Source organism: Micromonospora sp. NPDC003944, assembly GCF_053605225.1.
Genome location: NZ_JBSGIV010000030.1, coordinates 1 through 13,281, shown reverse-complemented (window position 1 = coordinate 13,281; position 13,281 = coordinate 1). Strand labels below are relative to the sequence as shown.

At 71.1% G+C, this 13,281-nt stretch carries 15 protein-coding genes; 8 read left to right on the top strand and 7 right to left on the bottom strand.

Going from position 1 to position 13,281, the window contains the following annotated elements; all coding sequences use genetic code 11:
- Positions 1 to 13: 13 nt before the first annotated feature.
- From ACWER9_RS16690 to ACWER9_RS16675, 4 genes are read right to left on the bottom strand one after another with little or no spacing between them, the layout of a single operon-like run.
- Entirely contained in the window at positions 14 to 751 is a 738-nt protein-coding gene (locus tag ACWER9_RS16690; RefSeq protein WP_452302659.1) for an ABC transporter permease, read from the bottom strand.
- Between the two features lie 10 nt (positions 752 to 761).
- Positions 762 to 1,703 carry an ABC transporter ATP-binding protein gene (locus tag ACWER9_RS16685; protein WP_452302658.1) on the bottom strand — a complete coding sequence of 314 codons (942 nt, stop codon included), beginning with the start codon at positions 1,701 to 1,703 and terminating at the stop codon, positions 762 to 764.
- Positions 1,700 to 2,011, bottom strand: coding sequence for a transcriptional regulator (locus tag ACWER9_RS16680; RefSeq protein WP_452302657.1), 312 nt, complete (start codon positions 2,009 to 2,011; stop codon positions 1,700 to 1,702). The genes ACWER9_RS16685 and ACWER9_RS16680 overlap by 4 nt, the downstream gene beginning before the upstream one ends.
- Positions 2,008 to 2,646 carry a transporter gene (locus ACWER9_RS16675; RefSeq protein ID WP_452302656.1) on the bottom strand — a complete coding sequence of 213 codons (639 nt, stop codon included), beginning with the start codon at positions 2,644 to 2,646 and terminating at the stop codon, positions 2,008 to 2,010. Before ACWER9_RS16675 ends, ACWER9_RS16680 begins: the two co-directional genes overlap by 4 nt.
- A gap of 134 nt (positions 2,647 to 2,780) precedes the next feature.
- Between ACWER9_RS16675 and ACWER9_RS16670 the strand changes: the two genes are divergently transcribed.
- From ACWER9_RS16670 to ACWER9_RS16655, 4 genes are read left to right on the top strand one after another with little or no spacing between them, the layout of a single operon-like run.
- Positions 2,781 to 3,176, top strand: coding sequence for a type VII secretion target (locus ACWER9_RS16670; RefSeq protein ID WP_452302655.1), 396 nt, complete (start codon positions 2,781 to 2,783; stop codon positions 3,174 to 3,176).
- Positions 3,173 to 4,099: a WXG100 family type VII secretion target gene (locus tag ACWER9_RS16665; protein WP_452302654.1), complete on the top strand. Its 927-nt coding sequence runs from the start codon at positions 3,173 to 3,175 to the stop codon at positions 4,097 to 4,099. The genes ACWER9_RS16670 and ACWER9_RS16665 overlap by 4 nt, the downstream gene beginning before the upstream one ends.
- Positions 4,100 to 4,108: 9 nt before the next feature.
- Positions 4,109 to 4,456 (top strand): YbaB/EbfC family nucleoid-associated protein, encoded by a 348-nt coding sequence (locus ACWER9_RS16660; protein ID WP_452302653.1) that lies wholly within the window; start codon positions 4,109 to 4,111, stop codon positions 4,454 to 4,456.
- Positions 4,453 to 5,064 (top strand): hypothetical protein, encoded by a 612-nt coding sequence (locus tag ACWER9_RS16655; protein ID WP_452302652.1) that lies wholly within the window; start codon positions 4,453 to 4,455, stop codon positions 5,062 to 5,064. Before ACWER9_RS16660 ends, ACWER9_RS16655 begins: the two co-directional genes overlap by 4 nt.
- Here the strand turns inward: ACWER9_RS16655 and ACWER9_RS16650 are convergent.
- Positions 5,053 to 7,194, bottom strand: a complete 2,142-nt coding sequence (locus ACWER9_RS16650) for a HelD family protein (protein WP_452302651.1) — start codon at positions 7,192 to 7,194, stop codon at positions 5,053 to 5,055. The genes ACWER9_RS16655 and ACWER9_RS16650 overlap by 12 nt on opposite strands.
- A gap of 465 nt (positions 7,195 to 7,659) precedes the next feature.
- On the opposite strand from ACWER9_RS16650, the gene ACWER9_RS16645 reads away from it, so the two are divergent.
- From ACWER9_RS16645 to ACWER9_RS16635, 3 genes are read left to right on the top strand one after another with little or no spacing between them, the layout of a single operon-like run.
- A complete protein-coding gene (locus tag ACWER9_RS16645; RefSeq protein WP_452302650.1) occupies positions 7,660 to 8,244 on the top strand; it encodes an ArsR/SmtB family transcription factor in 585 nt (194 codons plus the stop codon).
- A gap of 42 nt (positions 8,245 to 8,286) precedes the next feature.
- On the top strand, positions 8,287 to 9,678 hold the full coding sequence (locus ACWER9_RS16640) for an MFS transporter (protein WP_452302649.1): 1,392 nt from the start codon (positions 8,287 to 8,289) through the stop codon (positions 9,676 to 9,678).
- Positions 9,630 to 10,481 carry a menaquinone biosynthetic enzyme MqnA/MqnD family protein gene (locus tag ACWER9_RS16635; RefSeq protein ID WP_452302648.1) on the top strand — a complete coding sequence of 284 codons (852 nt, stop codon included), beginning with the start codon at positions 9,630 to 9,632 and terminating at the stop codon, positions 10,479 to 10,481. Before ACWER9_RS16640 ends, ACWER9_RS16635 begins: the two co-directional genes overlap by 49 nt.
- A gap of 40 nt (positions 10,482 to 10,521) precedes the next feature.
- Here ACWER9_RS16635 and ACWER9_RS16630 read toward each other — a convergent pair whose 3' ends face one another.
- Together ACWER9_RS16630 and ACWER9_RS16625 are read right to left on the bottom strand one after the other, a co-directional pair.
- Positions 10,522 to 11,484: a hypothetical protein gene (locus ACWER9_RS16630; protein WP_452302647.1), complete on the bottom strand. Its 963-nt coding sequence runs from the start codon at positions 11,482 to 11,484 to the stop codon at positions 10,522 to 10,524.
- Entirely contained in the window at positions 11,484 to 12,473 is a 990-nt protein-coding gene (locus ACWER9_RS16625) for a hypothetical protein (RefSeq protein ID WP_452302646.1), read from the bottom strand. Before ACWER9_RS16625 ends, ACWER9_RS16630 begins: the two co-directional genes overlap by 1 nt.
- Positions 12,474 to 12,845: 372 nt before the next feature.
- Here ACWER9_RS16625 and ACWER9_RS16620 point away from each other — a divergent pair.
- Positions 12,846 to 13,281, top strand: a 436-nt coding sequence (locus ACWER9_RS16620; protein ID WP_452302645.1) for a Phenylacetic acid catabolic protein, incomplete at its 3' end; no start/stop codon positions are given.

Genomic DNA, 13,281 nt, shown 5'->3' with positions numbered 1-13,281 from the left:
AACGGACGAATCGTCAGCTGAACCGGCGACCTTCGTCCCGCCGGTACGCCCAACCGGCGAGCGTGGCGAGCAGCACCACCCAGACGCCGAGCATGATCAGTGCCAGCGGCTCCACCGCGTAGTCGCCCACCGCCGCCCACATCAGTTCGGCCGCGCCCCGGGTGGGCAGGTACGGCGCGATCGTCTCGATGAACCCGGGCGCGTCCCCCGGCGCGGAGAGCAGACCGCCGCCGAACGCCAACGGCAGGAACACCACCTGCGCGACCACGATCGCCGCCTTGCTCGGCAGCGAGTAGCCGATGGCGAGCCCCATCAGCGTGAACGGCACCGAGATGACGGCCACGGTGCCGAGGGCCAGCAGGAACGCCGCCGGGGTGAGCTGCGCGGCGGTAAGCGTCGCGCCGATCACCACGACCGGGATCAGCGAGAGGTAGGTGAGCGCCAGGCCGGCAAGCACGCGGCCCGCGAACCGCGGTGCCGGGCCGGCCGGCAGGGTCCGGGTGTACGGGTTCCAGGGCTGGTCGCGGTCCTCGGCGACGCCGACGCCGTACTGGAAGATGTTGGCGCTCATCACCGAGAAGGTGACCATCGACGCGGTGGCGTAGGTGGCGCCGACCGGATCGTCGCCGGCGAACGGCACCACGAAGAAGATCATGGCGGCGGCCGGGAAGAAGGCGCTGCCGAAGACGGCCACCGGGATGCGGATGATCTCCAGCAGTTGGTAGCGGGCGTGGACCAGGGCGAGCTGCACGGTCGCCTCCTCAGGCGGTGGTGGGTCGGCCGCCGGCAGCGGCGGTGGTGGGTCGGCCGGTGCCTGCGGACGCGTCCCCGCTGGGCACTTCACCGCTGGTGAGGGCGAGGAAGGCCTCCTCCAACGAGGTCGGCCGTACCTCCAGGTCGGTGAACGGCGTCTGGGCCGTGACAAGCGCTCGGACCAGTTCGTCGGCGTCGGTGGTGAGCAGGTGCAGCCGACCGTCGACCCGTTCGCTGCGGACCACCCCGGGCAGGTCGGGCAGGTGGTCGGCGACGAGGCTGACCCGGCGTACGCCCACGATGCCGCGCACCGCGTGCACGGTGTCGTCGGCAAGCACCCGCCCCTGCCCGATGACCACCACCCGGTGGGCGAGTGCCTCCACCTCTTCCAGGTAGTGGCTGCTCAACAGCACGGTGCCACCGTCGTCGTGGAATGCCCGGATCGCGTCCCACAGTGTGTGCCGGGCGGCCACGTCCAGGCCGGTTGTCGGCTCGTCGAGCAGCACCAACCGGGGTCGTCCGACGAACGCCAACGCCACTGCCAGCCGGCGGCGCTGCCCGCCGGAGAGACCGCCGGTCTGCCGTCGGCTGAGGTCGGCGAGGCCGAAGCGGTCGAGCAGCTCCGCCCGGGGCACCGGGTCCGGGTAGTGCGCGGCGACGAAGTCGACGACCTCGCCGACGCGCAGCGTGCCGGGCAGACCTGTCTCCTGCGGGGTGACCCCGATCTGCCGCCGGCTGGCCGGGTCGCGGGGGTCGCGGCCGTTCAGCTCGACCCGCCCCGAGCTGGGACGGCGCAGGCCCGTCAGCAGGTTCATCAGCGTGCTCTTGCCGGCACCGTTCGGCCCGAGCAGGCCGACCAGCTCGCCGGCCTGGACTTCCAGGTCGACGCGGTCGAGGGCGAGGACGTCGCCGTACCGGCGGCTGGCCTGGTCGGCGCGGGCGAGCGTCATGACAGCTCCTTCGGCGAGGTGGGGTCGAGCAGGGCGCGGATCGCCTCGGTGTACTCCTCGAACGCCAACCGGCCGCGCCGGCTGAGCCGGACCAGGGTCGCCGGGGTGCGTCCGCGGTGGGTCTTGCTGATCTCCACGTAGCCGGCGTCCTCGAGTTTGCGCAGGTGCACCGAGAGGTTGCCGGCCGTCATCGCGAGCAGTTCCTGTAGGCGGGGGAATGCGATCCTGTCGCCGTCGCCGAGGGCGGAGAGGCTGGCGACCACCCGCAGTCGGGCCTGCGCGTGGATGACCGGGTCCAGTTCGGTCACGGCTGCTGCCGCTGCCGCCGCCGGGCGAACGCGCCGGCCACCAGGATTCCGCCGCTGCCGGCGACCGCCACGACGAGCGCGTGCCAACCCGGCCCGGCGAACGCGCCGACCACGTTGATCGCGCTGATCCACATGCCCAGGCGGAACAGGTCCCGGTTCAGCCAGATCGCCCCGCCGGCCATCTGCAGCGCGCCGATCAGACCGACCGAGGTCGTCGACCAGAGCAGCGACTCCAGGTCGTCAGGCAGGTGCCCGCTGATGCGGCCGAGCCCCGCGTAGACGCTCAGCGAGCCGAGGCCCCAGGCGTACCCGTACCAGCGGCCACGCTGGGCGGAGTCACCTGTCACCTGGTCGTAGGCCCGCTCCCGGGCTGTCGCCTGCACCACGGCGGCGGCCACCAGCAGTACGAAGAGGACTGTCAGTGGCAGCCAGCTCGGCAGGTCGACAAGCGCCCGGTCGCCGGGGGTGAACCTGAGGAAGAACAGCCCGAAGCCGACAAGCCAGGCGACACCCCAGGGCCAGTAGAGCAGGCGGGCATCGGGGTCGAGTCGGCGCGCCGTCGCCGACCGCTGGTCCTGGATCAGCTGGAGCGCCGCAGCGGCGTCGGTGGGTGGGGAATCATCGTCGGGGTCCACGCAAACTACTTTACGACACAAAGTCGAGCGGCGATGCCCCGTCCACGGCGACGGGACCCCCGATCGCGACGAGCAGTGCCTATGGTGGGGAGTCGTGGCGACTGATTCGTCGCACAGGCCACAGGGGAGGTTCCGTGTCAAGCCCGGGCAATGAGCTGGAGGTCCAGCCGGAGGCTCTGATGGCGTTCGCCGCGGGGTCCAAGGATCGGGCGGCCCGCTTCGGCGAGCTGCACCGCGCCTTCGGCGACGGGCACGTGCCACGACACGCCTTCGGGGTGATGCCGGCGTCGTTCAACCTCGCGGCGACGTACACCGAGCAGTTCGAGGCGTGCCTGCAGGGGCTCGCCGACGGCGCCGAGATGATGGCGGACATCGCGGAGGGGCTCAGCGACACCGCCGGTGCCTACACCGGCACCGACGCGGCCAACACCGACCTGTTCGTGCCCGGCCGACCGCCAGCTCCCGACGTGATCGCGCCCGGCCCCTGGTCGGGTGGCACCGGCACGCCGAGCGGGTCGGTGCCCGCGTGAGCACCGAGGCGTTGCAGCGCAACAAGACCTACTTCGAGCAGATCGTGTCGGGCACGCCCGACCCCTTCAAGCCGCTCTCCAACGCCGTGCTCTGGCCGTTCGAGCAGTTGCTCGAGCTGGTCGCCGGCGAGCCGGACGACCTGATGCGAGCTGCTCAGCTCTGTCTGGACACCGGCGCCGCGGTTCGGGAGATCGCCGGTGACCAGATCGCGGACCGGGCCCGGTTGCGCGGTGCCTGGACGGGCGACGCCGCCGAGAGCTTCCACGCCTCGATGGAGTCGGTGGAGGCGGCGATCGAGGAGCTGGCTCAGGGGCTGGACGGCACCAAGGAGGTGCTCGTCGAAGCGGCGAACGCGGCGGTGGACGCGTTCAACCTGCTGGTCGAGCTGATCCTCGAGTTCCTGCTCTGGTTCCTCACCGAGGTGATCATCGCGGCGGTGGCGGCGGCGCTGAGCGCCGGCGTCTCGCTTGCCGCCACCGTGGTCCGGGTGCTGGCCCGGCTGGCCACCACCGTGGGTCGGATGGTCAAGATCGTTGCTCGGTTCGCCGAGGTGCTCACCCGCCTCGCCGCCCGCTTGGGCAAGGTCGCCGCGCAGCTCCGCAAGTACGCGGACACCGTCATGGAGCTCAAGAAGCGCAAGAAGCAGTACAAGGTGCTCAGCAAGGGTGGCTGGACGGCCGAGGGGCGTGCCTTCCAGGTCGAGAAGTTCAAGACGCTCTTCCCTGGCAGGTTCATCATCAATCAGGTCTCGCCGGTCAACATCCCCGGTTTCGGCGGCGCGCTACTGGACACCGGCGTGGGCCTGCACGACATCTCCGACGGGCAGAAGGACCGTAACTATCTGGTGGACGGCACGTACCGCGAGGACCTCGGCCCGTACACCGTGGGTGTGCAGAATATCTTCGACTCCATCGTGAACTGAGAGGCAGCCATGACCTTCCCCGCCCTGGACCGGATCGAGGCGCTGGCCCGCAACCTGGACGGATGGCAGCGGCAACTCGCCGACCGGATGGCGGAGTTGGAGCAGAGCAGCGCCGAGGGCGTCAGCGACTCCGGCCTGGTGCGGGTCACCGCCGCCGCCGACGGCAAGATCGTTTCCACCGAGCTGAACGCACGGGCGATGCGACTCGACTCCTACACCCTGGCCGAGGAGTTCACCACTGCCGCCAACCGGGCGCAGGAGGCAGCCGCGGCCCAGGTCCGCGAGTTGGTCGGTGAGGTCATCGGCGAGCCGGGCGCCGCTCCAGGCCGACCCGGCGACCACGAGGGGCACCGATGACAGTCGAAGACACTCGGACCCGGTACGTCGAGGGGATCACCCGACTGTTGCCGGTCGGGGAGCAGGTGCGCGCGGTGGCCCAGGTCCGAGCGGGTGGAGGGCTGACCCCGGCGCCGCCCCCGCAGCCGTCGGCGCCACCCGCCACGGGTGGGCCGGGCTTCCTGGGTGTCCTGCTCAACGTGCTGTCACCGAACATCACCTTCGGTCGGGCGGACAATGCCGTCGACTGGCTCTTCTTCGGTGTCGGAGGCCGAGGCGAGCCAGGCTCCCAGGCATCCGTGCTGCACCAGACCCTGACCGTGGCGGCGAAGGGCTCCGGCATCCGGAACCTCGTGCTGGGCGTCACCGACAAGCGGTTGCTGCTCGGCGCGACAGCACCCGTCGGCCTGCTCTCCAGTTCGGCGGCGGACGAACGGGCGCAGGCCGACATCGAACTGCTCGGGTCGGTGCCGCGCACGGCCGTCACCGCCCGGTTCGGCAGGTACCGGTTGAACTGGAAGCGGCTGCGGCTCGACTTCGCCGACGGGTCGTGGCTGTCGTTCCACGTGCCGCTTGCCGACTCCGGCCGCCCACTGCGGGAGATCGCGGCGGCCCTGTCAGCCGGCTGATCCGCCGACGAGCGGGGCGGGCAGCGGCGCGACGTGCAGCACCGCCAAGCGGGACACCGCCCGCGTGAGCACCACGTACAGCCGGTGCAGCCCGCGTGGTTCGGCCGCGACGATCGCGGCCGGCTCGACCACCACCACATGGTCGTACTCAAGGCCCTTGACCAGGGTCGCCGGCACCACGGTGACCCGCTCCGCGGCCGCCACGTCGTCGGCGGTCGCGGTCTCGACACCGGCCTCGGCCAGCGCCGCGCGCAGGCCGTCGACCGCGTCGTCCGCGGCGATCACACCGACCGACCCGTCGTGCGCGAGCGCCGCGCGCACCTCGGCCACCGTCGCCGAGGTCAGGTCGGTCACGGTACGCACGTCCAGGCCGCCGTCGTGACGCAGCGACTCGGCCGCCGGTACGTCGACCGCGAGTGCCGGCAGCAGCAGGTTCGCGAATGCGACAACAGCGGCCGGTACCCGGAAACCGACTGTCAGCGGCACCACCACCGCGTCCGGCTTGCCCAGGTGGGCGAGGGATTCCCGCCAGTCCGTCGCCGCCCACGGCGCGGTGCCCTGGGCGAGGTCGCCCAGGAGCGTGACCGAGCCGTGCTCGCTGCGCCGAGCGATGGCCCGACACTGCATCGGGGAGAGGTCCTGCGCCTCGTCCACCACCACGTGCCCGAAACCGGGAAGCCGTTCCAACAGCCCGGTCGCCTCGTCGACAAGCACCGCGTCGGCGGCGGTCCAGCGGGTCGCCTTCGGCGTACGGGGCGGCTTGGCCCAGGTGAGTTGCGCCTGCTCGACGTCGCTGAGCAGCCCGTCCGCCGCAGCGGCGAGCCGGACCGGGTCGGAGAACAGGCTGTGCACCAACCCTTCCGGGGTGAGCGCCGGCCAGACCGCGTCCAGGAAGTCGAGCACCGGACGGCAGCGGCTCATCCGACGCAGCCAGGCATCGCTCGGCGACTCCGCGCGCCGCGCCTCGGCCTGCCGTTGCAGCAGACTCACCACTCGGGCCTGGACGCGTTCCCGACCCGTGCCGTACGGCAGCCCCTCCCGGCGGGTCTCCTCGACGATCCGGTGCAGCGGCTCCACGCCGATCCGCCAGCGGAACGAACCGTCCGACACGGTGATCGACTCGGTCGGCGCGCCGATCTGTGCCTGCACCGCGCGCCGCAGCACGCTCGCCATCCGTACGTCGTGTTTGAGCGCGGCCACCGCCGGCGCCTCGACCGCCCGAACCGGCACCCGGGAGATCAACTCCTCCACCGTGGCCTGCTCGACCTCGACCTCACCGAGCGCCGGAAGCACCGCCGCGATGTACGACAGGAACGCCCGGTTCGGCCCGACGATCAACACACCCGCGCGCCGCAACCGCTCCCGGTGCAGGTAGAGCAGGTACGCGGCCCGGTGGAGACCCACCGCAGTCTTCCCGGTGCCCGGCGCGCCCTGCACGCAGATCGAGTCGGCGAGGTCGGCCCGGACCAGCTCGTCCTGCTCCGGCTGGATCGTGGCGACGATGTCCCGCATCGGCCCGACGCGCGGCCGCTCGATCTCGGCGGTCAGGATCCGACTTGTCGTACCGAGTTCCTCCCCCCGATCCAGCCGCTCATCCTCGAAGCTGGTCAGCACGCCACTGCTGAACCCGAACCGCCGCCGGACCGCCACCCCCTGCGGATCCCGCACACTGGCCCGGTAGAACGACCGCGAGACCGGTGCCCGCCAGTCCAGCACCAACGGCTCGCCACGCTCGTCGGTGACGTGCCGCCGCCCGACGTGGTAGCGCCGCCCGTGATGGTCGCCGCTGGTGTCGGGTGCGGCGGGGTCGTTCGTTGCCCTGCCGTGTGCGGTGCTGTCGGTGGCCGTGCCGGCGGTGCTGGTGGCGCCCCCGGCGAAGTCGAGGCGGCCGAAGAAGAGCGGCGTGGTCGGGTCATCGGCCAGCTCGGCGACCCGGCGGGCCAGGGTGCGGCCGAGCGTCTCGGCCGCGTACGCGTCGCCGGCCACCTGATCACCGCTGGCGAAGAGAGACTCGGCCCGCTCCCGCATCCGGCGCAGCGCCGCCCGCGAGGTACTGAGGTGTGCGCGTTCGGCGGCCAGATCCGCGTCGAGGTCGGTGTCGAGCTGGGTGTGGAGGTCAAGTGCGGGCATGCTGACGTCCCATCGTTCACATCTGCTGCGCGCTCGCGTGTCCGGGGGCGGATGGCCGGCCGCCCGGCGCGAAGACGTCCGTTCCGGTGCAGCTCACCTCGGCCGTCAAGCGGCCTGCAACCCTACGCCGCTGACCCCACCACATCCAGTGAATTACCGATGCGGCCACCCGACCGAGACGGCGTGTCATCCGTACGGAAGCCGAAGTGACGCGTTGCCGTGCCCGCCGTGCGCCACAGCGTCGTGATCAACTCGGGTTTCGTGAAGTCGCGGCGTCCGGGGCGGTTCGATGGCCCGATTGCCGTGAAGCCGAGTCGATCTCCGAAACGCGGCTCGGGGAGGTGGGGCGAGCGAGGTTGCCGGCAGCCTGGCTGCGGCCGCTGATCGCGACCTTGGATGGCGTGGCGTGTCCGGCCGTATCAACAGCGCTGGTGGTGGAGGTGGCCTGCCGGGATCATGGTGTCCATGACCGATGCCCGCCCCGATTCGCGCCGGATGACGATCAGCGACCCGCAGGTGATGAGGGCTCTGGCTCATCCGGCCCGGATCGCGATCGTGGAATACCTGAACAGCCGCGACGGCGGCGCAACCGCCACCGAGTGCGCGGAGATCGTCGGGCTGTCGCCGAGCGCGACCAGTTACCACCTCCGGGCCCTGGCGAAGTTCGGCCTCATCGAACAGGCGCCGAGTCGGGGGGACGCTCGGGAGCGGGTGTGGCAGGTGCCGAGCGCGAGTTGGATGTTCGACGCGGGGCGGGATGCCGGGCCGGCGGCCCGTGCTGCCGAGCAGGCGTTGACGGAGGCGCACGCGGCGCGGGCCATGGAGCGCATTCGGGACTGGTCCCGGCGCGCCGGGGACGAGCCCGCCGAGTGGTACGACAAGGCCCTGTTCAGCGACACGCTGGTGCTGCTCACCGCAGACGAGTTGGCCGAGTTGAACGAGGCGGTGCTGGCACTGCTCCGGCCGTACCACCCGCGACGGCGGCAGGGTGATCCACCGCCGGGGGCGCGCACCGTTGCTGTGCAGTACCGGACGGTGCCGTTGGCATAGGCAGGGTTGCATGAATCAGTTGTGAAGGATTATTTTCGAAGTATGTCCTTCACAACTGATGAGTCGCGCTGGTCGGACGTCTGGCTCGCTGCCGCTGCCCGGGGCACCACGATCTGCGGTGACTTCCTTGCGGCGACCGCCCTGGCGCTGGCCCTGCAGGGTGCCGGTGCTGGTGGGCTGGCCGTGTCTGGGCTGCTGCTGGCAGCCACCCTGCCCCTGGTGGTGCTCGCTCCGCTCGCGGGGCGACTCGCCGACCGGACGGACAGCCGCACCCTGCTGGTGACCGTCGGGCTCGGGCAGGCCGCGATCTGCGCGCTCCTCGCCGTCGTCGAGCAACCGGTGGCGGTGGTAGGGCTCGTCACCCTGCTGGCCTGCGGGCTCGCGGTGACGCAACCCTGCCTGGCGGCGCTGCTGCCGGCGATGGTCCGTCCAGCCGACCTGCCTCGGGCCAGCGCGATCAGTCAGACCGCCGTCTCGCTCGGTGCGCTCGGCGGCCCGGTGTTGGCCGGCCTGTTGGTGGGGCAGTTCGGCGTCCGCGTACCGCTGCTTCTCGATGCCGTGACCTACCTGGCACTTGTGGTCGCGGGCCTGCTGCTACGGACCCGACGCGGCGGCCGTCGGCCCGCCGCCGCCCGGTCGGTCGCGGGTAGCGATGCCGCCGCCAGCCCGGCCGCCGGGAGCAGTCCGGCCGTCTTGGGCGCTGTGGCGAGCCCCGGGGGTACGGAGGCCAGCTGGCGGCTGCGCCGCGACCCGGTGATGCTCGTCATGGTGGTGAGCACTGCCGTGGTGATCGCGGCGATCGGCGGCATCAACGTGATCGAGGTCTTCTTCATCCGGGAGACGTTGGGTGGGTCGCCGACCACGTACGGCCTGGTCAGCGCCGCGTGGATGGCCGGCATGCTGCCGGGTGGCTGGCTCGCCGTGCGACTCGCCAGGCGGCTCGACGACGACGGGGCGTTGGTACGTGGAGTGCTGGCCACGCTTGGCGTGTGCAGCCTGATGGTGCTGCTCGCGGCGACGGTGCCGGCGGCGGGGGTGTTGGTGCCGCTCTGGCTTGTCGGTGGTGCGGCGAACGGTGGCGAGAACGTCTTCGCCAACCTGCTCACCGCCCGGCGGGTGCCGGAGGCGATGCGCGCCCGGGCGTACGCCAGCTACGGCGCGGCGGTGCAGGGTGGCTCGATGGCGGGCTTCCTGATCGGCGGGGCGTTGCTCGCGGCCGTCCCGCCCCGGCCGCTGATCGCCGGGACCGGGCTGGTCGGGCTCGTGGTGGTGCTGGTCTTCGTGCCGGTCGTGACCAGGGCGGTACGAGTCGGGTCAGGTGCGGGCTTGGCCACTCCGGGCCGGCCCGCCGAGCCGGAGCCGGCCGCCGGGGATACGGTCGGGCCATGGCTGAGCGCATCGCACGCCCGCGGGTCGGGCACATCCAGTTCCTGAACTGCCTGCCGATCTACTGGGGTCTGATGCGCTCCGGTGCCCTGCTCGACGTCGACCTGCACAAGGACTCGCCGGACCGGTTGAGCGCGGCGCTTGTCGCCGGCGACCTCGACATCGGCCCGATCACGCTGTTGGAGTATCTGAAGCACGCCGACGAGTTGCTGCTCCTGCCGGATCTGGCGGTGGGCAGCGACGGGCCGGTGCTCTCGGTCAACATGGTCTCCACCCGGCCCCTCGGCGAGTTGGACGGCGCGCGGGTGGCGCTCGGCTCGACCTCGCGGACCGGGGTGATGACGGCGCAGCTGCTGCTCGCCGAGCAGTACGGGGTGCGGCCCGAATACTTCCGCTGCCCGCCCGATCTGACCCAGATGCTGCTGGAGGCCGATGCCGCCGTGCTGATCGGGGACGTGGCGCTGCGGGCGTACTACGAGGCGCCGCAGAAGGGCCTCACGGTCACCGACCTCGGCCAGGCGTGGCGGGACTGGACCGGGCTGCCGATGGTCTTCGCCGTCTGGGCGGTCCGCCGCGACTTCGCCGCCGCCCACCCGGGCCTGGTCAAGGAGGTGCACGAGGCTTTCCTGCGCTCGCGGGACCTCTGCCTGGCCGAGCTGGACCAGGTCGCCGAAGCGGCGGCCCGCTGGGAGGCGTTCGACGAGGCGACGCTTGCCACGTACTTCCGGACCCTCGACTTCTCGCTCGGCGACCGGCAGGTCGCCGGGCTGCGCGAGTGGGCCCGGCGGGCCGCCGCCATCGGTGAGGCCCCGGCGCTGCCGCACGACGGCCCGGAATTCTTCGCCGGCTGAGCCCGCTGTCGCCGGGCCGACCCCTGGCACGGGGCGCGGCTCAGGTGCCGGGCCGGAGCAGCGCTTCGGTGATCTTCTGGCAGTTCTTCATGCCGTAGTCGTAGCCCATGGTGATCGGGTACTTGACCATCACGCCCATCGTCCAGGTGTCACCGATGGCCAGGCAGTTGATGTGCATCTCCTGCTCCCTGGTCCGGTCGATCCACCCGTTCTTGATGGCGATCTTCTTCTGCTCGGCGGCGGGGAAGGCCTTGCGGATGCCGAAGTCGCCGGCGCCGCGAACCAGCTTCATCTCGTTGAGCAGCCACTTGGTCCACTTCGGCCCGGCGGCGGTGCCGGTGACGATGCAGTTGCCCATCCGGGCAGTGTCCCGGGGGGAGAGCGCCGTCCGGCTCCAGCCGCCGTCCGGGGCGACGCTGCTGTCGGTCAGCTTGCACATGGAGATCAGTCGCCTGATCGAGGCGTCCCGGCCGACGAGGTTGTAGAACTGCTCGGCCCGGGTGTTGTCGCTGTCCCGGATGATCCGCGTCGCGTCGGCGAGCTTCGCGTCGCTCGGGGTCTGGCCGGCATCTGCCGCGCGGCGCAGGTAGTCGGCGACGATCCAGGCCTTGATCATCGAGGCGGTCGTGCTGGTCTCGCCCATGTTCTTCGAACCGATGATCTTTCCGGTCCGGCGGTCGAGGACGCTCCACGAATACCAGCCCTCGATGTCGAGGTCGAGGTTCTTGGCCACGAAGGGCAGCGGCTCCAGCGACGGGCTGGGGCTCGGCGACGGCGCGGACGGCTGGCGGGCGCTGCGGTCGGTGCCCGAGCCGGTGGGGCGGTCGCTCGCGCTGGAGCCGCCGTCGCCCCACTTGGCGGCGGCGGACGACTCGAACGGCGACCCGGGCAGCAGTCGCAGCGACACCAGGACCAGCCCGATCAGGATGACCGCGACAGCGATCAGCCGAAGCGGGGAGGCGTCGCCGCCGTTGCGCCGGTCGCCCCGACGGTTGCCGGCCATCAGAGCTTCCCGACCGGCTGCTGCGGCACCTTGAGCGCCGCGCCCGGCTGCGGAGTGACCAGTTGGGTGGCCACACTGGCGCAGACCTTCGCGCCGTAGTCCAGGCCGGTCTTGATCGGGTAGCGCAGCATCACTGCGAGGCTCCACTTGCTGGTGACGGCGAGGCAGTTGACGTGCCAGTCGCCGTCGCCGTAGATGGGGGTCCAGCCGTTCTTCATGCTGACCGGGCCCTGGGCGGTGATCGACTTGGGTAGTCCGTCGATGATCCCCCATCGGCCACCACCGGACGAAGGTTTCTGGTCCTTGGTGGCGGTGGTGCCCCTGACCTTGCTCATCTGGTCCAGCACCCACTTGGTCCACTTCGGGCCGGCAGCCTTACCGTCGGCGATGCAGTCGCCGACCCGGACCGCGTCGCGGGGAGACATCCGGGTGAAGCTCCAGAAGCCGGTGTACGGCTGGACGTTGCCGCGCTTGGTGTCGGTCAGCCCGCAGATCTTGATCGCGCGCTGGATGACCGGGTCGGGCGTGCTGCTGGACGAGGGTTTGTAGGAGCCGCCCGCAGCGGCGTAGACCCTGTTGGCTGCCCCGTCGTTGCTGTCGATGATGGCGACTCGACCCGCCTCCTTGAGCGCTGCGGACGGCTCCTTGTCGCCGAGCTGCCGCAGGTAGTCGGAGACGATCCACGCTTTGATCATCGATTCGGTGGAGCTGGTCGCGGTCATGTTCGGTGAACCGGCGATCTTGCCGGTCTTCCGGTCGAGCAGAGCCCACGAGAAGAACTCACCCTTGAAGCTCACCGACACCGGGCCGGCCGCCAGGGTGGGCGGCGGTGGTGGGGTGGGTGCCGGCGCGGCGACGCTCGACGTGGCGCCTCCACCGCCTCCGCCGCTGTCGTCACTTGCGAGTCGGGCGTACGCGGTGGGGACCAGTAGGACGCCGCCGAGCACGACCGCCGTGATGGCGAGCACCAGGGTCACGCGAGATCGCATGAGTGGGTGAACTCCAGGTGTCAGGGCCGGGGGGACCGGCTTGTCGTCGGGACTGATCGGGTGCGATCGCCGAGGCCGGGGGAGGTGGCCTCTGTGGAGATGTCGATGTTTGGCAGCCGATCGGTTGTCCGGCAGAAGTCTACGTCCGGACCGGCGACCCGCCAGGGTTCGACACTAGGCAACCTGCGATAAAGGCGGGATATGGGGCCGGTATGAGGTTTTTGCAGGCATTCATCTTTGTTTCGTGGCCCATGTCACGCCGACGTACCGACGCCCAGGTGGCACAAAGCAGTCAATCGACTACGGATGGGATGCGCGGATTCCTGTTACACCCCCTGGCGCAACGTGGCGCAAGCTGTAACACTTAGCCTCATGTATGGCAACGACTTCTCCGCCCCGAACGGCGCTCCGGACGAGACGCCCGGCGGCGGCCTGCTGGGTGAGGTCGAGGCCGCCGAGGCCGAGCTGCGGGCAGCCGCAGCGCGCGGGCGGCGTGGCGGGCCCGCGCCGGACGAAGACCTGGCGGCCTACTTCACTGCGGTGGTCGACGCCGAGCAGAAGATCGAGCCCCGCGACTGGATGCCCGACGCGTACCGGCGGACGCTGATCCGGCAGATCGCCCAGCACGCCCACTCCGAGATCATCGGCATGCAGCCGGAGGGCAACTGGATCAGTCGGGCGCCGTCGCTCAAGCGCAAGGCCATCCTGCTGGCCAAGGTGCACCCGGGTCAGCGGCACACTCGACGGCCGGTACGCGGGGGCCAGGCTGTCGGCTGCGGCCGGGCTGGCCGGGGTGAACCGCAGTCGG

What these genes read in the sequence shown, in the direction of transcription:
- ACWER9_RS16645 (WP_452302650.1), top strand. Translation starts at nt 7,660, where the DNA reads ATGACCGATGCCCGCCCCGATTCGCGCCGGATGACGATCAGCGACCCG.
- ACWER9_RS16625 (WP_452302646.1), bottom strand. Translation starts at nt 12,473, where the DNA reads ATGCGATCTCGCGTGACCCTGGTGCTCGCCATCACGGCGGTCGTGCTC.
- ACWER9_RS16635 (WP_452302648.1), top strand. Translation starts at nt 9,630, where the DNA reads ATGGCTGAGCGCATCGCACGCCCGCGGGTCGGGCACATCCAGTTCCTG.
- ACWER9_RS16660 (WP_452302653.1), top strand. Translation starts at nt 4,109, where the DNA reads ATGACCTTCCCCGCCCTGGACCGGATCGAGGCGCTGGCCCGCAACCTG.
- ACWER9_RS16630 (WP_452302647.1), bottom strand. Translation starts at nt 11,484, where the DNA reads ATGGCCGGCAACCGTCGGGGCGACCGGCGCAACGGCGGCGACGCCTCC.
- ACWER9_RS16655 (WP_452302652.1), top strand. Translation starts at nt 4,453, where the DNA reads ATGACAGTCGAAGACACTCGGACCCGGTACGTCGAGGGGATCACCCGA.
- ACWER9_RS16640 (WP_452302649.1), top strand. Translation starts at nt 8,287, where the DNA reads ATGTCCTTCACAACTGATGAGTCGCGCTGGTCGGACGTCTGGCTCGCT.
- ACWER9_RS16685 (WP_452302658.1), bottom strand. Translation starts at nt 1,703, where the DNA reads ATGACGCTCGCCCGCGCCGACCAGGCCAGCCGCCGGTACGGCGACGTC.
- ACWER9_RS16650 (WP_452302651.1), bottom strand. Translation starts at nt 7,194, where the DNA reads ATGCCCGCACTTGACCTCCACACCCAGCTCGACACCGACCTCGACGCG.